Consider the following 20940-nt stretch of genomic DNA (forward strand, 5'->3'; position numbering starts at 1 on the left):
CTATAGTTAAGTCCAAAAAGGAATGATGAATGGACACTTTACGCTCCCTCGAATGCTTCGTGCGTGCCATTGAACTGGGCAGTCTTTCGGCCGTCGCCCGCGAGCAGCACTCCACGCAATCGAATATCAGCAAAGTCGTCGCGGCGCTGGAGGCCGACCTTGGCGTGCGACTGCTCGAACGCAGCACCGCAAGCCTGTCGCCGACCGTGCCCGGCCGCCGCTTTTACGAACGCGCCCGCGGCGTGCTGGAAGAATATGCCGACGCGGTAGCCGACGTGCGCGGCGAGACGGCTGCCGCCAGCGGCCTGCTGCGCATCAATGCACCGGTGGCCCTGGGGCAGTTCTGCCTCAACGCCTATGTGCAGGACTTCCTGCGGCAATACCCCGCCATTGAAGTTGAACTGATCCTGAACGACCGCATGGCGGACCTGGTGGAAGAGGGCGTGGACATCGCGGTGCGTCTCGGCAGCGACTTGCCGCCGAACGTGATCGCGCGCCGCATCGGGGCTTCGCCGCGCCTGCTGGTGGCCGCGCCATCCTACCTGAAGGCGCACGGCACGCCGCAAATACCCGCTCAACTGGTTGAGCACGAATACATCCGCTTCGCCTGGTTGAGCAGCGGCGACAGGCTCGAATTATCGGATGGGGAGCAAAATGTGGCAATCGCCACGCACGGCCGTTATCGCGTCAACAATGCGCTGGCAATCCGCGATACGCTGGCTGCGGGCGGCGGGATCGGCTTGTGCCCGGAATGGCTGGTGCATGACTTGCTGGCCCGGCGCAAGCTGCGCCGGGTGCTGCGTGGCTGGCAGGGGCCGGCGCAGGAACTGCACCTGCTCTACCCCAGCCGCCGCTACCTGCCGCACCGGGTGCGGCTCATGCTCGACTACCTGCAGCAGCGCTTTGCCGCGCAGGCCGGCTTTTAACCGCGCTTGCGGTCGTGGTGCCACAACACGTCGCTGCCGCCTGCAAAGCGGTTCAGCACACGCGCCAGCACAAACATGAGGTCAGACAGGCGGTTCACGTACTGGCGCGGGAAGTCGTGGATGTTTTCGCTCTTGCCCAGCGTGACGATGGCGCGCTCGGCGCGGCGGCATACGGTGCGGCACACGTGCGACAGCGCCGCGGCGCGCGAACCGGCCGGCAAGATGAATTCCGTCAGCGCCGGCAGCGTAGCGTTGTACTTGGCCAGCAGCGCATCGAGGCGCTCGACGTGTTCTTCCTTGATCATCTGGTAGCCCGGAATGCACAGCTCTCCGCCCAGGTCGAACAGGTCGTGCTGGATCGAGACTAGCTCCTCGCGCATCTCGTCCGGCAGTGCTTCGGCCAGCAGCACGCCGAGGTTGGAGTTCAGCTCATCCACTTCGCCGATGGCCTGGATGCGCACATTGTCCTTGTCCACGCGGGAGCCGTCGCCCAGGCCGGTGGTGCCTTTGTCGCCGGTACGGGTGGCGATTTTCGAGAGTCGATTACCCATTGCAGCCTCAAATTGTCGTTAACGGTGGCAGGATACGACAAATTACCATTGCTTGGGAGGGGAATTCCGCGTGCTTGCAGGATTTGAACTTACAATGGATCAATGAAAAACAGCACAGCCTTCGTTGCCGCCCTGCGCGCGGCCCTGCCGCCATCGAGCGTGCTGTCGGAAGCGGAAGACACGCGTCCCTATGAGTGCGATGGCCTGTCGGCGTATCGCCAGCTTCCCATGGCGGTTGCCTTGCCGGCTGACGAAGCGCAGGTGCTGGCCGTCCTGCAGGTCTGCCGCGAATTCAATGTGCCGATCGTGCCGCGCGGTGCGGGTACCGGCCTGTCCGGCGGCGCCATGCCGATTGCCGACGGCCTGGTGCTGTCCACCGCGCGCATGAACCAGATCGTGCGCATGGACGCCTTTTCACGCACGGCAGTTGTGCAGCCGGGCGTGCGCAACCTCGCCATCTCCGAAGCTGCCGAACCATACGGCCTGTACTACGCGCCCGATCCTTCCTCGCAGATCGCCTGCACCATCGGCGGCAACGTGGCGGAGAATTCGGGCGGCGTGCACTGCCTGAAGTATGGCCTCACCGTGCACAACGTACTGCGCGTGCGCATGGCAACCATCGAGGGCGACGTGGTGGAGCTGGGCGGCGAGTGCCTCGATGCGCCGGGCCTGGACCTGCTGGCCGCCTTTGTCGGTTCCGAGGGCATGCTGGGCATCGTCACCGAAGTCACCGTCAAGCTGGTGCCCAAGCCCGCCAGTGCGCGCGTCATCATGGCTTCTTTCGACGAAGTTGGCGCAAGCTGCAGCGCAGTGGCTGATGTGATCGCGGCCGGCATCATCCCGGCCGGCCTGGAAATGATGGACCGCACTTCGTCGCGCATGGTCGAACCCTTTGTACGCGCCGGCTACGATACCGATGCCGCCGCCATCCTGCTGTGTGAAGCCGACGGCACGGTCGATGAGGTCGAAGAGGAAATCGCCCGCATGACGGCCGTGCTGCAGGCGGCCGGCGCCAGTGCGGTGCTGGTCTCGAGCAGCGAGCAGGAGCGCCTGAAATTCTGGTCCGGCCGCAAGAACGCCTTCCCGGCGGCGGGGCGCATTTCGCCCGATTATTACTGCATGGATGGCACCATCCCGCGCAAGCAGCTTGCGCGCGTGCTGCTGGGAATTGAGCAGATGGAAGCGAAGTACGGCCTGCGCTGCGCCAACGTGTTCCACGCGGGCGACGGCAACCTGCACCCGCTGATCCTGTTCGATGCCAACCAGCCCGACGAGCTGCATCGCGCCGAAGCTTTCGGCGCAGAGATCCTGGCGCTGTGCGTGGAAGTGGGCGGCACCATCACCGGTGAGCATGGCGTGGGCATCGAGAAGATCGACTCCATGTGCGCCCAGTTCAGCGATGCCGAACTGGCGGCCTTCCTTGCGGTGAAGCGGGCCTTCGACCCTTTGTCGCTGCTGAATCCGGACAAGGCGATTCCAACGCTGAACCGCTGCGCGGAGTTCGGCAAGATGCATGTGCGTGCGGGCCGTTTGCCGCATGCCGGATTGCCGAGGTTCTGAGATGGATGCGATTCTCGAACAATTCCGCGCCCGCATCCAGGCCGCCAGCGCCGATGGCACGCGGCTGATGTTGCGCGGCGGCGGCACCAAGGACTGGTATGGGCAGAACGTGGTCGGCGATGTTTTCGATACCCGCGCCTATGCCGGCGTCGTCGAATATGAGCCGACCGAGCTGGTGGTCACGGCACGCTGCGGCACGCCGCTGGCCGACATCGAAGCCTTGCTGGCGCAGCATGGACAGATGCTGGCCTTCGAACCGCCGCGCTTTGGCGCCGGGTCGACCATCGGCGGCGTGCTGGCCAGCGGCTTGTCCGGCCCGCGCCGCGCCACAGCCGGGGCATTGCGCGACTTCGTGCTGGGGGCGCAGCTGATGGATGGCCGCGGCGAGCTATTGTCCTTCGGCGGCCAGGTGATGAAGAATGTGGCCGGCTATGACGTATCGCGGCTGCTGGCCGGTTCGCTGGGGACGCTGGGCCTGGTCACCGAAGTGTCGTTGAAGGTGCTGCCGCAGCCTTTCTGCGAGGCGACCATCCGCTTCGAAGCGGACGAGATCAAGGCGCTGCGCATGATGAACGAGTGGGTCGGGCGGCCGCTGCCGGTGTCGGCGACCTGCTGGCACTGCGGGGTGCTGACCGTGCGCCTGTCGGGAGCCCAAGCGGCAGTCAGGGCGGCGCAGGCTGGCATGGGCGGCGAGGCGCTGGCCGATGGCAGCGCATTCTGGAACGCCTTGCGCGACCAGCGCGGCGACTTCTTCGCGAGCGCGGAGGCGGGAGCGGCGGAGCTGTGGCGCCTGTCCGTGCCAAGCGCCGCCAGCGCGCTGGTGATGCGCGGCGAACAGTTGATCGAGTGGGGCGGGGCGCAGCGCTGGCTGCGCGTCGACCACGGCGTCGCCGAAGAGATTCGGCGAGTCGCGGCTGCGGCTGGAGGACACGCTACGCGTTACCGGGTCGCGAGCGAAGATCTTGGCGCAGGCGTCGGGGCCTTCCATCCGCTGGCGCCGGCGATCGCGCGCATCCACGAACGACTGAAGGCCGCCTTCGACCCGGCGGGCATTTTCAATTGCGGCCGCATGTACTGATATGCAAACGAACCTGGCAGATTTCATCAAGGGTACGCCGGACGGCGACGAAGCGGAAGCGATCCTGCGCGCCTGCGTGCATTGCGGCTTCTGTACTGCGACCTGCCCGACATACCAGCTATTGGGCGACGAACTGGATGGGCCGCGCGGCCGCATCTACCTGATCAAGCAGGTGCTGGAGGGCGCGCCGGTGACGGCCAGCACCCAGCTTCACCTGGACCGCTGCCTGACTTGCCGCAATTGCGAAAGCACCTGTCCTTCTGGCGTCAAGTATGGGCGCCTGGTCGACATCGGCCGCAAGGTGGTTGAGCAGCGCGTGCCGCGCAAGCTGCCGGACCGCATCCGGCGCTACGTGCTGAAGGAAGCCTTGCCGCGCCGCTGGCTGTTCGAGCCGGCCCTGCGCGCGGGGCAGTTGCTCAAGCCTTTGCTGGGCAAGCCGTTGCAGGACAAGCTGCCAGCGCGCAGGCCCGCGAGCGCATGGCCGGCGCGCGCGCACACCCGCAAGATGCTGGTGCTCGATGGCTGCGTGCAGCCCGGCCTGGCGCCGAACATCAACGCGGCCGCTGCGCGCGTGCTGGACACCCTGGGCGTGCAGTTGCTTGCTGCACCCGGCGCCGGCTGTTGCGGCGCGCTGCGCTTTCACCTGAACGACCAGGATGCGGCGCTCGACGACATGCGGCGCAATATCGACGCATGGTGGCCATACGTGGCGCAGGAGCAGGTGGAGGCGATTGTGATGACCGCTTCCGGCTGCGGCGTCACGGTCAAGGAATACGGCCATCTGCTGGCGCACGACAGCGCCTATGCCGCCAGGGCGGCGCGCATTTCGGAAATGACGCGGGACCTGAGTGAAATCCTGCCCTCGTTCGAAGCCGAACTGGTGCAGCGCGCAGGCGCGCGCGCTGCCGGGGCGCCTGTCGCGTGGCACCCTCCCTGCACGCTGCAGCACGGCCAGCAGATCCGCGGCAAGGTTGAGGGGCTGTTGCGCGCGCTTGGCGTGGAGGTAAGGATGTGCCGCGATGCGCACTTGTGCTGCGGTTCAGCCGGCACCTATTCGCTGCTGCAGCCGGACTTGTCGCAGCAGCTGCGCGACCGCAAGCTTGCCAACCTGGCCGATACCGGCGCCGAACGGATCGTCTCGGCCAATATCGGCTGCATCGGGCACCTGCAGTCCGGCACGCAAACGCCGGTCGAGCACTGGATCGAACTGCTCGACCGCGCCTTGCACGGCTAGCTTCAGCGCTCGGCCCACTTGTCCATGATGCGCGTCACCTCGGGCAACTGGTCGAGGAACAGGTCCACCAGCCGCGGCTCGAAATGCCGGCCGCGCTGGTCCTTCATCCAGGCGCAGGCATCTTCCAGCTTCCAGGCTGCCTTGTAGGGGCGCACGGACGTCAGCGCATCGAATACGTCGGCAACCGCAACGATGCGGCCCGCCAGCGGGATGTCCTCGCCGGCCAGGCGATTGGGATAGCCGCTGCCGTCCCATTTTTCATGATGGCACAGCGCCACGTCGTGCGCCATGGCCAGCATGCCGCCCTCGTGCTGGCCGATGATGTGGGCGCCGATGCCGGGGTGGGTTTGCATGACCAGGTATTCTTCCGGCGTCAGTCGGGCAGGTTTTTGCAGGATGCTGTCGGGAATGCCGATCTTGCCGATATCGTGCATGGGGGCGGAAATGAACAGGTCATCCGCGTCCTGTTCGTCGAGGCCGGCGGCAGTTCCGAGCAGGCGGGCATAATGGCTCATGCGAATCACGTGCAGGCCGGTCTCGTTGTCCTTGTACTCGGCTGCCAGTCCAAGCCGCTGCACGATGGCCAGGCGGCTGGCGCGCAGCTCCTCCATGCGCACCATCGACAGGTGCAGCTTGACGCGGGCCTTGACCACGGCGGGGCTGAGCGGCTTGCTGATGAAGTCCACCGCGCCCGCTTCGAAACCGTCCACTTCGTCGTTCGAATCGGTCAGCGCAGTGACGAAGATCACGGGGATATTGGCGGTGGCGGGGTTGGCCTTCAGTACCCGGCAAACGTCGTAGCCCGTCATTTCGGGCATCATCACGTCAAGCAGGACCAGGTCGGGTTGTTCGTTGACCGCCAGTTCGATGGCGCGCGCGCCATCCTTGGCAAACAGCAGCCGGTAACTGTCCTGCAGGATCTGGCGCAGCAGCTGCAGGTTGGTCGATTCGTCGTCGACGGCAAGCACGGTGGCTTGTCGGGTCATGGCGTATTCCTTTGCGTGTCCAGGCACGCGTCGAGCAGCGCTTGCAGGGCGTCGCGGGCGGCCGGGAAGTCGAAGTCGTCCAGCGCGCGCTGCAGGGCCTGCAGCTGTGCTTCGGCGACGCAGCCGCGCAGCACATTGGCCAACGCGGCCAGTTGCTGCTGCTCGAAGCTGCCGCGCTCCAGCGACTGCAGCATGGCCTTGCCCATCGCCTGCGCCTGCTCCAGGTCGAGCGGCGACGCCGGCGCCGCGGAGTGCGCAAGCGGGTCGCCGGCATCGTCCCGCGCCCACACGGCGGCCAGGGCGTCCGTCAGGCACTGTGTCGCCTGTTCCAGCAAGGCCGGCAGCCCGGCACGGCCGTCCTGCGCCTGCAGGCCGGTCTCCAGCCGCCACAGCGCATCTGCCAATTGTTCCATGCCAAGGTTGGCGGCGGCGCCACGCAGGCGGTGCGCCAGGGCTGCGCAGGCTGCGTGCTGGCCGGCAGCAATGGCGGACCCGAGTTCCCGCTGCGCGCTCTCGTAGTCTTGCGCGAAGCGCCGCAGCGCGCGCTGGTAGGCTTCGCGCTGGCCGGCCCAGCGCGCCAGGCCCTTGTCCGCATTCAGCACCATGCCGCGCGCCGGGCTGGCCGCTGGCGCCAGTTGCGGCGCGCCGGACGGCATGCCAAGCACGCGCGCCAGCTCCTGCGTCAGCACGGCCACGTCCACCGGCTTGGTGGTGAAGCCGTCCATCCCGGCCTCCCGCGTGGCGTCGCGGTCGCGTTCCAGCACGCTGGCGGTCATGGCGATGACCGGGGTGCGCTTGCGGCCCGCGGCCGCTTCGTCGGCGCGGATGCGGCGCGTGGCTTCCAGGCCGTCCATGCCGGGCATCTGCACGTCCATCAGGATCGCATCGAACTGCGCTTCGGACGCCAGTTGCGCAGCCATGGCGCCGTCGCTGGCGCCGGTCACGGTATGGCCCAGCTTTGCCAGCAACAACATCAGCACTTCCAGGTTCTGCGGCACGTCGTCGGCAGCCAGGATATGCATCGGTGGCAGCAAGGTTGGCGCTACCGCGCTGCGCGCGGCTTCGTCGCGCGCCGCCAGCAGCGGCAGCAGCACGTGGAAGGTGCTGCCCGCGCCCGGCGTGCTTTCGGCCAACAGGCGGCCGCCCATCAGCTCCACCAGTTGCTTGCAGATGGTGGTGCCCAGGCCGGTGCCGCCGAAGCGGCGGTTCATCGAAGCGTCGGCCTGCACGAAGGGCTCGAAGATGGCAGCCATGCGGTCGGGGGCAATGCCGATGCCGGTATCGCTGACGGCGAAATGCACCAGGCGCCGCTCGCCTTCGCGCTCGGCGTTGACTGCCAGCGACACGCTGCCCTGGCTGGTGAACTTGACGGCGTTGTCCAGCAGGTTGGTCAACACTTGCCGCACACGCAGTTCATCGCCGTGGATCCAGTTCGGCAGGGCCGGGTCGTAGTGCAGCGACATCGCCAGGCCCTTGGCCTTGGCCGCATTGCCCATGCTGGAAGAGAGTTCGTCGGCCAGGGCCAGCAGGCTGAAATCATGCAGTTCGAGTTCCACCGCGCCCTTGTCCAGCTTGGCCGTATCGAGGATGGCGTTCAACAGGCGCAGCAGCGAACGGCCGGCATTGCGCACCGTGTCGAGGTGGCGCCGCTGCACGGCGCTCAATTCGCCATGCAGCAGCACGTCGGTGAAGCCGAGGATGGAGTTCATCGGGGTGCGGATCTCGTGGCTCATATTGGCCAGGAAGGCGGCGCGTGCCGCCGCTGCCTGCTCGGCGCGCTCCTTGGCGATGCGCAGGTCCTGCTCCATCAGGCGCCGGTTGCTGATGTCGAGCACCACGCCGTCCAGCAGTTCGACTTCGCCGTTCGGGCCGAGCACCACGTTGCCGTTGCCCCAGAACCAGTGGATGCTGCCGTCGCGATGGATGATGCGGTAATCCAGCGTGAAAGGACGGCGCTGTTCAATGGCGCTGCGCGCGCCTTGCTGCACGCCCGGCAAGTCGTCCGGGTGCACCAGTTCCCCGAACAGGCGCCGGGGCGGATCGCCGAGGAAGTCGGAGGCGGGGTAGCCGGTCATGGTTTCGATGGCGTCGCTGACGAATACCAGCGGCCAGCCTGGCGCGTTGCGGCAGCGGAAGGTGATGCCGGGGATGTTGGCGACCAGCGAACGCAGTTGCGCTTCGCTGGCGCGCAGCGCCTGTTCCAGGTCGCTCACGTGGTGGAACAGTGCGCGGTAGCGCAGCATGCCGTTGGCGAACACCACCAGCGCCGTCAGCAGCGCAGTGGTCACGGTCACCGCCAGTGCCAGGAAGCCGGCATTCGCGATGCCGCTGGCCGGGTCGAGCGGCACGCGTCCGACGAAGCGCGCCGCAGCCATGCCGGTGTAGTGCATGCCGGAGATGGCGCAGCCCATGATGACGCCAGCCACGGCGACGGTCCCGCTTTCCCCCAGCCGGCGGCGCAAGCCCTGCGAGCCCTGCAAGCCGAAGCGTACCCACAGCGCCAGGGTCGCCAGCGCAATGGCGACCACGATGGACAGCCCGAACATCCACGGGTCATAGCGCAGATGCAGCGCCGAGCGCATGGCCGCCATGCCCGTGTAGTGCATGGCGCCGATACCCGCGCCGACCAGTACCCCGCCCACCAGCAGGCTGCGCACGCCGATGCGTTGACGGCCAAGCAGCGGCAGGGCGACGCTGGAAGCGGCGATGCTGGGCAGCATCGACAGCAGGGTAATGGACGGATCGTAGGAAACCGGCGTGCACAGGTTAAAGGCCAGCATGCCGATGAAGTGCATGGCCCACACGCCGCTGCCGAGCGCAAAGCTGCCGGTCGCCAGAGCGGCCAGGCGCAGCATGCGCTTGCTGCTGCGTGCCGCCTGGCCGGCCATCTGCAGGCCCATGGCGGAGGAAAAACTCGCCACCAGCAGCGACAGGATGACAAGCGAGGGAGTGTAGATCCCGTAAGTGAGTAGCGCCGGGTCAGCTGGCGGCGAAAATAGCTGGATCAAGTAGTGCTTGATCTCGCCCATGGCGGCGCTTCCTCCTTACTGCGCTATCAGCTTCCTGATCTCGTCTGCCAGTTCGGCAGGCTTGGTGGTCGGCGCATAACGGTCATGGATGCTGCCGTCCTTGCGCACCAGGAATTTGGTGAAATTCCATTTGATGCCTTCCGTGCCAAGGATGCCCGGCGCATTCTTTTTCAGATGCTGGTACAGCGGGTGCGCGTTGTCGCCGTTGACGTCGATCTTGGCGAACACCGGGAAAGTGACGCCATAGTTCTTCTCGCAGAAGGCGCCGATTTCGTCGGCGCCGCCAGGCTCCTGCTGGCCGAACTGGTTGCAGGGGAAACCCAGCACTTCGAAGGGCTGGCCGGCGAACTGCCTGTGCAGTTCCTCCAGCCCCTGGTACTGCGGCGTGAAGCCGCATTTGCTGGCCGTGTTCACGATCAGCAGCACCTTGCCCTGGTATTGCTTCAGGTCCACCTGCTGGCCTGACAGGCTGTCGGCGCTGAAGTCGTAAACAGTGCTCATCAGACGATCCCCAGGTGCTCGGTGCCGGCGGCCAGGTCGCGGTTCCTCGCTTCCTTCGATTCAAGCTTGATGGCCAGGCGCAGGTCGTTGACCGAGTCCGCGTTGCGCAGCGCATCTTCATAGGTGATCTGGCCCGCTTCGTACAGGTCGAACAGCGCCTGGTCGAAGGTTTGCATGCCAAGTTCGCGCGAGCGCTTCATCAGCTCCTTGATCTCGTGCACCTGGCCCTTGAAGATCAGGTCCGCGATCAGCGGGGAGTTCAGCATGATTTCCACCGCCACGGCGCGGCCCTTGGCATCCTTTTTCGGAATCAGGCGCTGCGAAATCATGCCCTTCAGGTTCAGCGACAAGTCCATCAGCAGCTGCTGGCGGCGCTCTTCGGGGAAGAAGTTGATGATACGGTCCAGCGCCTGGTTGGAGCTGTTGGCGTGCAGGGTGGCCAGGCACAGGTGGCCGGTTTCGGCGAAGGCGATCGCGTGGTCCATGGTCTGGCGGTCGCGGATCTCGCCGATCTGGATCACGTCCGGCGCCTGGCGCAGGGTGTTCTTCAGCGCCACTTCCCAGTCCTCGGTATCGACACCTACTTCGCGCTGGGTGATGATGCAGTTGCGGTGCGGGTGCACGAATTCGACCGGGTCTTCAATGGTGATGATGTGGCCGTAGCTGTTTTCGTTGCGGTGGCCCACCATGGCCGCCAGCGTGGTCGACTTGCCGGAACCGGTCGCGCCGACCATGATCACCAGGCCGCGCTTGGACATGATCACGTCCTTCAGGATGGGCGGCAGGCCCAGTTCGTCGAATTGCGGGATCGAACTGTTAATGGTACGCAGCACCATGCCGACGGCGCTCATTTGCACGAAGGCCGAGACACGGAAGCGCCCCAGGTCGCCGGGGCTGATCGCGAAGTTGGCTTCCTTGGTCAGTTCGAAAGAAGCGGTCTGCTTGTCGTTCATGATCGAACGGGCCAGGTCGGAGGTGTGGGCCGGCGTCAGCGCCTGCGCCGACACGGGCGTCATCTTGCCGTCGATCTTGATGGCCGGCGGGAAGCCGGCGGTGATGAATAAGTCGGAGCCCTTCTTGCTGACCATCAGGCGCAGCAAGTCGAACATGAATTTTGAAGCCTGGTCGCGTTCCATGGTTAGCCTGGGAAGTTGTCTGGGATCTTGGCCGCCGAGCGTGCTGCTGCCGGGGAGATCATGTTGCGACGGATCAGGTCCGTCAGGTTCTGGTCCAGCGTCTGCATGCCAACGTTGTTGCCGGTCTGGATCGAGGAGTACATCTGCGCGATCTTGGCTTCGCGGATCAGGTTGCGGATAGCCGGGGTGCCGATCATGATTTCGTGCGCGGCGACGCGGCCGGAGCCGTCCTTGGTCTTGAGCAGGGTTTGCGAAATGACGGCCTGCAGCGACTCGGACAGCATGGCGCGCACCATTTCCTTTTCTTCGGCAGGGAACACGTCGATGATACGGTCGATGGTTTTCGCGGCCGAGGAGGTGTGCAGGGTGCCAAACACCAGGTGGCCGGTTTCCGCGGCCGACAGCGCCAGGCGGATGGTTTCCAGGTCGCGCAACTCGCCCACCAGGATCGCGTCCGGGTCTTCCCGCAGCGCCGAGCGCAGCGCGTTGCTGAACGACAGCGTGTGCGGGCCCACTTCGCGCTGGTTGATCAGGCACTTCTTCGATTCGTGCACGAATTCGATCGGGTCCTCGATGGTCAGGATGTGGCCGTACTCGTTTTCGTTGAGGTGGTTGATCATCGCTGCCAGCGTGGTCGACTTGCCGGAGCCGGTCGGGCCGGTCACCAGCACCAGGCCGCGCGGCTTCATGGCGAAATCGGCGAAAATCTTCGGTGCGTTCAGTTCTTCCAGCGACAGAACCTTGGAAGGAATGGTACGCAGCACGGCGGCGGCGCCGCGCTCCTGGTTGTAGGCGTTGACGCGGAAACGCGCCAGGCCCGGAATGGCGAACGAAAAGTCGCATTCCAGCATCTCTTCGTATGCCTTGCGCTGGCCGTCGTTCATGATGTCATAGATCATGCCGTGCACGTCCTTGTGCTCGAGCGGCGGCAGGTTGATGCGGCGCACGTCGCCGTGCACGCGGATCATCGGTGGCAAGCCTGCCGACAGGTGCAAGTCGGATGCCTTTTGCTTGAAGGAGAATGCGAGAAGTTCGGAAATGTCCATTTATAATCCCTGTGCTTTTTCAATAGCCAAAAAAGCTTGGCACTGTCTCATTCGATTATGTCCACAATAGCCCACAACTTGCAAGTTGTTACTGAAGCAATTAACGTTGCCGCGCGCGAAGCGCGGCGCGCGCCCAACGAAGTGCAGCTGCTGGCCGTGTCCAAGACCTTCCCGGCGCAGGCAGTTTTCGAGGCGGTGCTGGCGGGACAGCGTGCTTTCGGTGAAAACTACGTGCAGGAAGGGGTGGACAAGATCCACGAACTGGCAAGAATGCGCGGCTGCACGCCGTTGGAGTGGCATTTTATTGGACCAATCCAGAGCAATAAGACGCGTCTTATAGCGGAAAACTTCGATTGGGTGCACACGATTGAACGCGAAAAGATCGCGCAGCGCCTGAGCGAGCAGCGGCCGCAAGGCTTGCACCCCATGCAGGTGTGCATCCAGGTCAATACCAGCGGGGAAGCCAGCAAAAGTGGCGTGCTGCCCGCCGACGCGGCAGCGCTGGCCCGTACCGTGGCCGCGCTGCCGCGCCTGGTCTTGCGCGGCCTGATGTCCATCCCCGAGCCGCAAGACGATTTCGACCAGCAGTGCGCGGCCTTCCGCGTCCTGCGTGAACTCTCCGATCAACTGCGTGCCGAGGGCCTGGCGCTCGACACGCTGTCGATGGGCATGTCGGCCGATATGCGCGCTGCCATTCATGAAGGCGCGACCATCGTGCGCGTCGGCAGCGCCATTTTCGGCGCCCGCGATTACAACAAAGGATAACGTGATGAAGATTGCATTTATCGGCGGCGGCAACATGGCCGCCGCGCTGATCGCCGGCCTGGCCGGCAAGCTGACGCCCGGCGCCAATATCCACGTGGTGGACCCGAACCCGGCCTCGCTGGAAAAGCTGCGCCAGGAATACGGCGTCAGCGTGGCCGCGGCGGCGGGCGAGCCGGTGGCGGCAGCCGAGGTGCTGGTGCTGGCGGTCAAACCCCAGGTGATGCACGAAGTGACGCAGCAATTGCTGCCACTGCTGCAGGCGGCGCAGGCGGCCGGCCGCTCGCCGCTGGTGCTGTCGATTGCGGCCGGCATCCGCGCCGCCGACCTGTCGCGCTGGCTGGGCGGCTACCAGGCCATCGTGCGCACCATGCCGAATACGCCGGCCCTGATCGGCATGGGCGTGACTGGCATGGTGGCTTGCGCCGGCGTCAGCGTCCAGCAGCGCGGGACGGCCGACCAGATCCTGCGCGCCGTCGGCGCCACGGTATGGCTGGACGATGAGGCGAAGATCGATGCCGTGACAGCCGTTTCCGGCAGCGGTCCGGCCTATGTCTTCTATTTCATCGAAGCGATGCAGCAGGCGGCCGAGGAGCTGGGGCTGACGGCGGAGCAGGGCAAGGCGCTGGCCATGGCCACCTTTACCGGCGCGGCCCAGCTGGCGCTGCAGTCGCCCGACCCGGTGCCGGTGCTGCGCGAGAAAGTGACCTCCAAAGGCGGCACCACCTATGCCGCCCTGACCAGCATGGAAGCGAGCGGCGTCAAGGCTTCCATCATCGCCGCCGTCAAGGCTGCCGCTGCGCGCGGCAAGGAGCTCGGCGAGCAGCTCGGCGCCGCCGGCTGACGCCGGGCGGCTTCCCTGGTCTGCCAGGCCATGCGCTTGGCGCGCCGGGCCAGTGGTCCCGGTGTGGCACAGCACATATCATTCTTGCTTTATTGATATTGGAATGGGGCCGGATGTGCGCAGGACGATCGCCACAGGAGCGGCTGGTGCTGAATGTTTACAGTTTTGAATAAGGGCCAGTTCGGCCAGCAGCGCCGCCAGCTCGTCTTCCACTTCGCTGACAAGCGGCGGGATGCGCTCGATCATGCCGGCATTGGCAAGCGTTTCGACCAGGCCGCACAGGGCACTGAGTTCGCGCGCGCCAAACAGGCCGGCGCTGCCTTGCAGGCTATGCGCGTTCAGGCTGATGGCCGGCACGTCGCCGCACTGGATGCCCTGCCGGATTGCGGCAAGCTGGCGCGGGCCTTCCTGCATGAAGGCGGCGCAGGCGGCGGGGCTTAAGGCGCGCGCCGGCGCCGGCGGCAGCACGCTGTCCGCGGTACCGAACATGGCGTCAAGCTCGGCACGGCGCGGCGACTGCATCAGCAAGCCGGCGTGGCGGCCGATTTCCGCATGCAGGTTTGCCTCGTCGATCGGCTTGGGCAGGAAACCATTGGCGCCGGCTTCCATGAAGCGCTCGCGCTCTTCGGCAGCCGCGTTGGCGGTCAGGGCGATGACCGGAATGGCAGGCTGCCGCACGCCGGCCGCACCGGCACGCAGCAGGCGCAGGGCGGCGATGCCGTCCATGCGCGGCATGCGGCTGTCCATGATCACCAGGTCGAAGTCGCGTTCCGCCAGGCGCGCCAGCGCAGCGGCGCCATCTTCCGCGATCGTGACGGCATGGCCCATTTCGCCCAGCAGCTCGCGCAGGATGATCTGGTTGGTGCTGCCGTCTTCCGCGCACAGGATCTGCAGGCGCGCGGCATGCGGGGCGCGCGCCTGCAGCGCCCTTTCGGTTGCGGGCTGTCCTGCCTGCAGCGGCAGCCACACCTCGAACACGCTGCCGGCGCCGCGTTCGCTGCGCACCTCGATCGTGCCGCCCAGGGCGTCGACAATGTTCTTGCAGATCGCCAGGCCCAGGCCGGCGCCGCCGTACTTGCGCGAGGTGGCTGCATTGGCCTGTTCGAATTTTCGGAACAGGCGGGAAATCGCATCGGGCTCGATGCCGATGCCGGTGTCGCTGACGGCCAGCGCGATGCCGCCGTTGTGCGCCACGCTGGCCATCAAGCGCACTTCGCCGCGCTCGGTGAACTTGACGCCGTTGCCCACCAGGTTCATCGCCACCTGACGCAGTCGTACCGGGTCGCCGCGCCACCAGCGCGGCAAGGCCGGGTCGATCTCGGCCACCAGCGAAATGCCCTTGGTCTCGGCACGATCGGCCAACAGCGCCACCACGTCGCACAGCAGGGCAGGCAGGTCGAAGTCGATGCTTTCGAACGGCATCTTGCCCGCTTCCAGGCGCGAGAAATCGAGGATGTCGTTAATGATGTGCAGCAGCACCTCCGCGTTGCCCAGGCTGATGCGCAGCTTGTTGCGTGTTTCGGCCGACAGGCTGGCGTCCTTCTTCGCAAGCTGCAGCATGCCGATCACGCCGCCCAGCGGCGTGCGCACTTCGTGGCTGATCATGGCCAGGAATTCCGATTTCTGCTCGTTCGATTCTTCGGCCGCCTTGCGCGCAGCCGTTGATTCGCGCAATTCGAGGTCGCGCGCCTGCAAGGTGGCGACCTGGTTTTCCAGCGCATCCTGCACCGCACGCTGGCGCGCCAGGGCGCCTTCCAGGCCGTGCAGCAGGTAGGCGCAGGACACCACCAGCACCGCAGCCACCAGCGTGAAGTTCAGCGAAACGAGCGACCAGTGCATCAGCAGGGTCACAAACACCTTGCTCAAGCCAGGATCGATGTTCCCGAAATAGCCGACGATGAAAAGGGTGGCGCTGCACCAGAGCAAGGCCACCATGGCCGGGCGTAGCCCGAGCAGCACGGTGCACAGGATGGGAACGGCGAGCAGGTAGGGCTGGACCAGCGGCCCCACGGAAAACAGCTGCACCAGTGCCAGCAGGTAGCTGATGGCCAAAAATGCCAGTGCGCGGAAGCGGAACGACAAGGCGCGATAGCAATACAGGATGCCGACGCAAACCAGGGCCGTGATATCGCTCACGATCAGCGGCCACTGATTCATCTTCATGCTGCCCACGACGCTGGGGATTGCCACCACCAGTCCGAGGACCAAGGCAACGGCGCACAAGCCGTTCAACAGGTTGTTGCGCCAGGTTTGCAGGTTGTCGGCCTGTTCGTTCAGGCCATCGAGCCGGCGGGACAGGAAGTCCCCGGCCCCGTCGTACTGCGGGGGCCGGCCCGGTGTGGTGGAAGAACGCTTGGCGCGGACGAACATTGCAACATAAAAGTATTGGCTAAGGGGTTGATTTTACTACAAGTGGCTACATGTTCACGCGCAGTTCGACGCCGACCTGGCGCGGCGAATTGACCATGGCGTACGGCGTGCCAAGCAGGCCGGTGGTCATGTTGCCGATGCTGGTCACATAGCGCTTGTCGAACAGGTTGTTGGCAAACAGCGCCACTGCCCATTGATGGCTGGCCGCCTCGTAGCCGGCGCGCAGGTCGGTGCGCTGGGTGGCGCCGCCGACGCGGAAGCGAGGCGTGGTCAGGCAGGCGCCCTGCAGTGCGTCGGCATTGCAGCGCGTGGCGCTGGTATAGGCATGCTGCAGCGTGAAATTGAGATCGCCGCCTGCCACGCCGCGCACCCAGTAATCGGCGCCGAGCGCGGTGGTCCACTTCGGCGTGCCGACCGGCTGGCCATCGAGCCTGACGCCGTCGCTGGTGGTGAAGGTCTTGTAAGTCTGGTCGATGTAGGCGGCGCTCATGTTCAGGCGCAGGTCGCGCACCGGCTGCCAGCGCATGTCGAAGTCCAGGCCATGCGCTTCCTGGTCGCTGCTGGTGACCTGGTAGGTCGGGATGGCGGAACCGTTGTTCACCAGGGCCAGCGATTGGAGGTTGCTGAACTTGTACTTGTAGAGCGAGGCGTTCACCAGCAGCTTGTACTGGCGGTAGTAGTTTTTCACGCCGACTTCAGCATTCCACACTTTTTCCGGTTCGTAAGTGGCGTTCACCTGCAGCGCATTGAAACCGCCGGCCTGGTAGCCCTTGGCGATGGAGCCGTACACCATCATGTCGTCGTTGAGCTTGTAGTCGAGCACTGCGCGCGGGCTGGTGTCGTTCCATTTGTTCTTCCTGGACAGCGGCGCCGTGGTCGCGCCGGCGCTGGTGAACTCGATGTTCTGGGTCATCGCGCCCAGCGCCATCATCAGCTGTTCCGGCGTGAGGGCGCCCATGCCTACCAGTGCATCGAAGAAGCCGAGGTTTTGCAGGCGGGTGATGCTGTCGTCCAGGCCGGCCGCCATGCGCGGCGGGCTATACCAGCTGAAGCGCTTGTCGTCGCGCGTGTAGCGCACGCCGGTGGTCAGGTTCAGCTTCGGCGCCAGGTGCCAGATCACGTCGCCGTAGATCGCGGTCGCCTTGTAGCGGCCCTCGACGTGCATGTTCTCCTGCCAGGGGTTGCCCAGCAAGCCGGCCGGAATGTCGACGGCGGCCGCGGCGCCTTCCAGCAGGCTGAAAACGGGGAAACTGGCCACGTTGCCGAAAATGGTGTCCAGGGTGTTGGTATTGGTGTTGACCTGGCTGGTCTGGCGGGCTTTCTCGTGATAGAAGCTGAGGCCCGTAACCCAGTCCGCCATGCCGGTGTTGCCGGACAGCCGGAATTCCTGCTGCCAGCTGCGGTTGCGTTCCGAGTTTTCGGTATCGACGTAATGGGTGACCAGGTTGGTGCCGTCGTTGTCCTGCCGGTTGCGCGAGTCGAAGCGGCGATAGCCGGTGGTGGAATTGAAGGTGGCCCAGCCCAGCGGCACCTCGATGCGCAGCGTGCTGCCGCGGAAGTCGCGCGTTTCGCCGTTGTGCATGGCGTCGTTGTAAACCGGGGCCGTGCGCGGGTCGAGGTAGGCGGAAGGGTCGGACGGCACTACCGGAACGCCGGCCACCAGGCCGATGGCAGGGCGCGCCATGTGGTCGAGCTTTTCCGCCTCCACCGACAGCAGCACTTTCGCGCGTGCCGGCGCGTCCCAGCGCAGGGTCGCGCGCAAGCCGTTGTCGGTGCCGTGCTGTAGCGAGTCGCCTGTGGCCGCATCCTTCAGCCAGCCGTCGGTGCCGTGATGCACGGCGGTGATGCGCAGCGCCGTGCTGTCGCCGAGCGGCGTATTGGCCAGCAGCTCCACGTTGCGGGTGTGGAAGCGGCCGTAGCGCAGGCGCGCTTCCAGTTCGGTGTCGCGGCCCGGTTCGCGCGTCACGACCGAGATGGCGCCAGCCGCGCTGTTGCGGCCGAACAGCGTGCCTTGCGGCCCTTTCAGCACTTCGATGCGCTGCACGTCGTTGAAATTCATGATCGCGCCGCCGGTCTTGCCGGCATAGACGCCATCGATATACATGCCGACCGGAGCGTCGGTGCCGATGCCGAAGTCGCCGGTGCCGATGCCGCGCAGCGACAGCGAGGGCTGGGTCGCCTGCTCGGCGTTGACCGACAGGCCGGGGATGTAGCCGTTCATTTCGGCCAGGCTGGGAGCGGCCAGCTTGTCGATCTGGTCGGCGCCAATGATCTGCAGCGCAATCGGCACGTCCTGCGCCTGCTGCGTGCGGTTCTGCGCGGTGACCACCACCACATGGGTTTCTTCCTTCGGCGCCGGATCGGCGGCCATGGCGGCGCCGCTGCAGGCGAGCAGGGCGGTGGAAATGCTGGACGACAGGACTTTCTTGCGCAGCTTCATGTGGTCTCCCCCGTTATTGTTGGTTGCAGCTTTCCTTCATCGATGCGATCCATTCGCGTATCAGTTCAACGCCTTCGCGGTGCGAAGTGGTGCGTCCCAGTTCGGGCATCATCACGCCGGTTTCGGTCGATTTCAGGCGGAAGACGAAAATCGAGTCGTCCGGTTTGCCGGGACTGATGCCGAAGGAGTTGCCGCCGGTGCCGGCGCCTGCGGCCACGGGCGGTTTGCACAGGCCCAGGTGCTGGTTGGCCGGGGCGCCAATCTCCAGGTGCAGGGCGGTGGTATTGGCGGTGCCCTTGTTGTTGTGGCAGTGGGCGCAGTTGATGTCGAGGTAGGCGCGCGCGCGGGCATCGATCGGGGCGCCCTTGTCGCGCCAGTCGACGTTGCGCGGCACGTCGGCGGCGCCCGGGACGCCTTGCAGGTAGCCTGCCTGCACCATCTTTTCCAGCTGGCCGTTCAGGTTGATGTGGCGCGCTTTCAGTCCAAGCGGTTCGAACTTCCTGCTCTTCAAGTCCGTCACGTGGCAGGAGGCGCATTGGTTCACGTTCGGCACCACATAGGTGAACTTCTGGCGGCCCTGGGCCGACACCAGCTCCATCGGCACCTGGTCGCCGGTGCGTTTCAGTTCGGCCTCGGTCTGCGCCTCGTTCCAGACGTAAGGCAAGGCGATCCAGCCGCCTTCGCGCCGCACCAGCAGGCGCGTTTCCATCAGCCGCACCTTGCCCAGGTCGAGCGTGGTGTCGGTGCCGCTGTCGTCGCTCGCCAGCACGGCCTGGCTGCCGCCGTCGCGCGGGTAATAGAAGGTCTTGCTGATGATGGTCCCGACCGGGAAGTCGAAGGCGGTATCGGCATTGTAGGCAGCCGAAACGCCTTTCGGCATCCACACCGTGCGCAGCTTGTGGGCATAGTCGCTGAAAAGAGGCGTGTTCAGCGTGTAGGACAGCACGTCCTTGTTCAGCGCCAGGCGGCCGTCGCTGGCGGCCATCAGGCGCCACTCGCTGAGTTTTTCAGGGCGGCCCTCGGCGATGAATTTCACGGGTTCGGCGGGCGGGGCAGGGCTGCGTGCGCAGGACGCGAGCGCGAGCGCGAACGCCGCCATGCCGGCCGCCCGCAGCGGGCGGAAAGCAGGGACGGCAAGCTTCATCAGGATTGCGAACCGAGTTGAGGGATGGTGACCGGCGGCAGCTTGGCAAGCTGGCAGCGGTGCGGGGCCGAATCGGCTTTCGGGTTCTTGTACTTGTTGGGGCCATCGGCATTCAGCACTTCGACGTTGTCCTGCACGCAGATGCGGGCCTCGGCTGGCATGACGCCGTTCCTGGCCAGCGCATTGTCGGCGTAGCCGTCCCACAGTACGTCGGGCAGGTGACCGGACAGACCATACATCGCCACCTTCAGCGCCTTCAGGTCCAGGCCATCGGGCGCGTCGCCGCCGCCCTTGAAGCGGTTGCCGTAGACGTAGATTGCCTTTGGATAGGGGTCGTAGTCCTTGGAGACGCCTTTCTCGGTGAAATAGCCGGTCGAGTGGTAGCTGGAGATGATGACGTTGGCGGTCTGGTTGTTGCTGATGTCGTTGTCGAAGATCTCCACCTTCGAATTCGAGTTGATCACCACCCCCGAGCCGGCCGGCACGCTGGCCACGGCCGTGCCCTTGGCGGCAAAATTGCCCAGGTTGTTTTCGATGACCTTGTTCCTGAACACGCGCGTGCTGTGGCCCGGCTGCTGCAGGTTGGGCATGTTGAACACCAGGATGCCGCCGGTATTGGCCGTGGCGACGTTGTCGTAGACGTCGGCGTTGATGGTGTTTTCGATTTCGATGCCGGCCACATTGGCTTCGGCGCGCGAGTTGCGCACCACCACATTCTGCGACTGGCCGACGTAGATGCCGGCGTCCGATGCGGCAATGGCCACGCAGTGATCGATCAGCACATTCCTTGTCTTGACCGGGTAGATGCCGTAAGCGCCGTTAGTCACCTTGGAGCCGCCGGTCCATTGCACTTTCACGCTGCGGATGGTGATGTGGTCGCCGTCGTTGATCTTCAGCCCATCGCCCTTGGAGTCCTCGATGGTCAGGCCTTCGATGGTGAAGTCGTTGCCGTAGACCAGCAGCCCTTCCGGTCCTGTTACTTGCGGCTTGAAAGACAAGACAGTCTTGTCCATCCCCGCGCCGCGGATGGTCACGCCATCCGCGCGCAGTTGCAACCCGCTCGTGAACGAGTATTTGCCGGCGGGGATCTCGATCACCGAGCCGGGCTTGGCGTCGAGCAGTTGTTCCTGGAGTTGCTTCTGGAATGCGCTGTCGGCAGCCGAGGCAGGCGCCGGCAAGGAAGGCGTGGTCTTGTAGCAGGCGGACAGCAGGCCGCACAGCGCGAGGACGCCGATGGCTTTGTACATACATGTCTCCCGTTTATTGTTGTAGGGATGCAGCAGCGAAGCCAGTATATCTGTCCATTATTGAAATGATATGTTCAAGATCGGCC

16 protein-coding genes are annotated in these 20940 nt (G+C 65.3%); 6 read left to right on the forward strand and 10 right to left on the reverse strand.

Features of this window, described 5'->3' with window-relative positions; translation table 11 throughout:
• The first annotated feature begins 29 nt into the window (after positions 1–29).
• Positions 30–926: a LysR family transcriptional regulator gene (locus ACN9MZ_RS06905; RefSeq protein ID WP_426341477.1), complete on the forward strand. Its 897-nt coding sequence runs from the start codon at positions 30–32 to the stop codon at positions 924–926.
• Here the strand turns inward: ACN9MZ_RS06905 and ACN9MZ_RS06910 are convergent.
• On the reverse strand, positions 923–1477 hold the full coding sequence (locus ACN9MZ_RS06910) for a cob(I)yrinic acid a,c-diamide adenosyltransferase (protein WP_426341478.1): 555 nt from the start codon (positions 1475–1477) through the stop codon (positions 923–925). The two genes, ACN9MZ_RS06905 and ACN9MZ_RS06910, sit on opposite strands and share 4 nt — an antisense overlap.
• 102 nt (positions 1478–1579) lie before the next feature.
• Between ACN9MZ_RS06910 and ACN9MZ_RS06915 the strand changes: the two genes are divergently transcribed.
• From ACN9MZ_RS06915 to glcF, 3 genes are read left to right on the forward strand one after another with little or no spacing between them, the layout of a single operon-like run.
• On the forward strand, positions 1580–3037 hold the full coding sequence (locus tag ACN9MZ_RS06915; RefSeq protein ID WP_426341479.1) for an FAD-linked oxidase C-terminal domain-containing protein: 1458 nt from the start codon (positions 1580–1582) through the stop codon (positions 3035–3037).
• Between the two features lies 1 nt (position 3038).
• Entirely contained in the window at positions 3039–4115 is a 1077-nt protein-coding gene (gene glcE, locus ACN9MZ_RS06920) for a glycolate oxidase subunit GlcE (protein WP_426341480.1), read from the forward strand.
• A gap of 1 nt (position 4116) precedes the next feature.
• Complete coding sequence (gene glcF, locus ACN9MZ_RS06925) at positions 4117–5349, forward strand: glycolate oxidase subunit GlcF (RefSeq protein ID WP_426341481.1); 1233 nt, start codon at positions 4117–4119, stop codon at positions 5347–5349.
• Positions 5350–5351: 2 nt separating this feature from the next.
• On the opposite strand, the gene ACN9MZ_RS06930 is transcribed toward glcF, so the two are convergent.
• Genes ACN9MZ_RS06930 through ACN9MZ_RS06950 form a run of 5 tightly spaced genes read right to left on the reverse strand, consistent with a single transcriptional unit; the run spans position 5352 to position 12047 of the window.
• Positions 5352–6335: an HD domain-containing phosphohydrolase gene (locus ACN9MZ_RS06930; protein ID WP_426341482.1), complete on the reverse strand. Its 984-nt coding sequence runs from the start codon at positions 6333–6335 to the stop codon at positions 5352–5354.
• Positions 6332–9364, reverse strand: coding sequence for an MHYT domain-containing protein (locus ACN9MZ_RS06935; protein WP_426341483.1), 3033 nt, complete (start codon positions 9362–9364; stop codon positions 6332–6334). Before ACN9MZ_RS06935 ends, ACN9MZ_RS06930 begins: the two co-directional genes overlap by 4 nt.
• A gap of 15 nt (positions 9365–9379) precedes the next feature.
• Complete coding sequence (locus ACN9MZ_RS06940) at positions 9380–9865, reverse strand: glutathione peroxidase (protein WP_426341484.1); 486 nt, start codon at positions 9863–9865, stop codon at positions 9380–9382.
• Positions 9865–11001, reverse strand: a complete 1137-nt coding sequence (locus ACN9MZ_RS06945; protein ID WP_426169129.1) for a PilT/PilU family type 4a pilus ATPase — start codon at positions 10999–11001, stop codon at positions 9865–9867. The genes ACN9MZ_RS06940 and ACN9MZ_RS06945 overlap by 1 nt, the downstream gene beginning before the upstream one ends.
• A gap of 2 nt (positions 11002–11003) precedes the next feature.
• Positions 11004–12047, reverse strand: coding sequence for a type IV pilus twitching motility protein PilT (locus tag ACN9MZ_RS06950; protein WP_426341485.1), 1044 nt, complete (start codon positions 12045–12047; stop codon positions 11004–11006).
• Positions 12048–12104: 57 nt separating this feature from the next.
• Between ACN9MZ_RS06950 and ACN9MZ_RS06955 the strand changes: the two genes are divergently transcribed.
• Both ACN9MZ_RS06955 and proC read left to right on the forward strand, forming a co-directional pair.
• Positions 12105–12812 (forward strand): YggS family pyridoxal phosphate-dependent enzyme, encoded by a 708-nt coding sequence (locus ACN9MZ_RS06955; RefSeq protein WP_426169133.1) that lies wholly within the window; start codon positions 12105–12107, stop codon positions 12810–12812.
• 4 nt (positions 12813–12816) lie between these two features.
• Positions 12817–13653 carry a pyrroline-5-carboxylate reductase gene (gene proC / locus ACN9MZ_RS06960; protein ID WP_426341486.1) on the forward strand — a complete coding sequence of 279 codons (837 nt, stop codon included), beginning with the start codon at positions 12817–12819 and terminating at the stop codon, positions 13651–13653.
• Between the two features lie 78 nt (positions 13654–13731).
• Here the strand turns inward: proC and ACN9MZ_RS06965 are convergent, their stop codons facing one another.
• Genes ACN9MZ_RS06965 through ACN9MZ_RS06980 form a run of 4 tightly spaced genes read right to left on the reverse strand, consistent with a single transcriptional unit; the run spans position 13732 to position 20854 of the window.
• Positions 13732–16023 carry an ATP-binding protein gene (locus ACN9MZ_RS06965; RefSeq protein WP_426341487.1) on the reverse strand — a complete coding sequence of 764 codons (2292 nt, stop codon included), beginning with the start codon at positions 16021–16023 and terminating at the stop codon, positions 13732–13734.
• Between the two features lie 46 nt (positions 16024–16069).
• Positions 16070–18463: a TonB-dependent receptor gene (locus ACN9MZ_RS06970; protein WP_426341488.1), complete on the reverse strand. Its 2394-nt coding sequence runs from the start codon at positions 18461–18463 to the stop codon at positions 16070–16072.
• 13 nt (positions 18464–18476) lie between these two features.
• A complete protein-coding gene (locus ACN9MZ_RS06975) occupies positions 18477–19607 on the reverse strand; it encodes an SO2930 family diheme c-type cytochrome (RefSeq protein ID WP_426341489.1) in 1131 nt (376 codons plus the stop codon).
• On the reverse strand, positions 19607–20854 hold the full coding sequence (locus ACN9MZ_RS06980) for a parallel beta-helix domain-containing protein (protein ID WP_426341490.1): 1248 nt from the start codon (positions 20852–20854) through the stop codon (positions 19607–19609). Before ACN9MZ_RS06980 ends, ACN9MZ_RS06975 begins: the two co-directional genes overlap by 1 nt.
• Positions 20855–20940 lie beyond the last annotated feature (86 nt).

Origin of the sequence: Pseudoduganella sp. S-14 (assembly GCF_049913285.1) — a bacterium.
Lineage (GTDB): Bacteria > Pseudomonadota > Gammaproteobacteria > Burkholderiales > Burkholderiaceae_D > Rugamonas.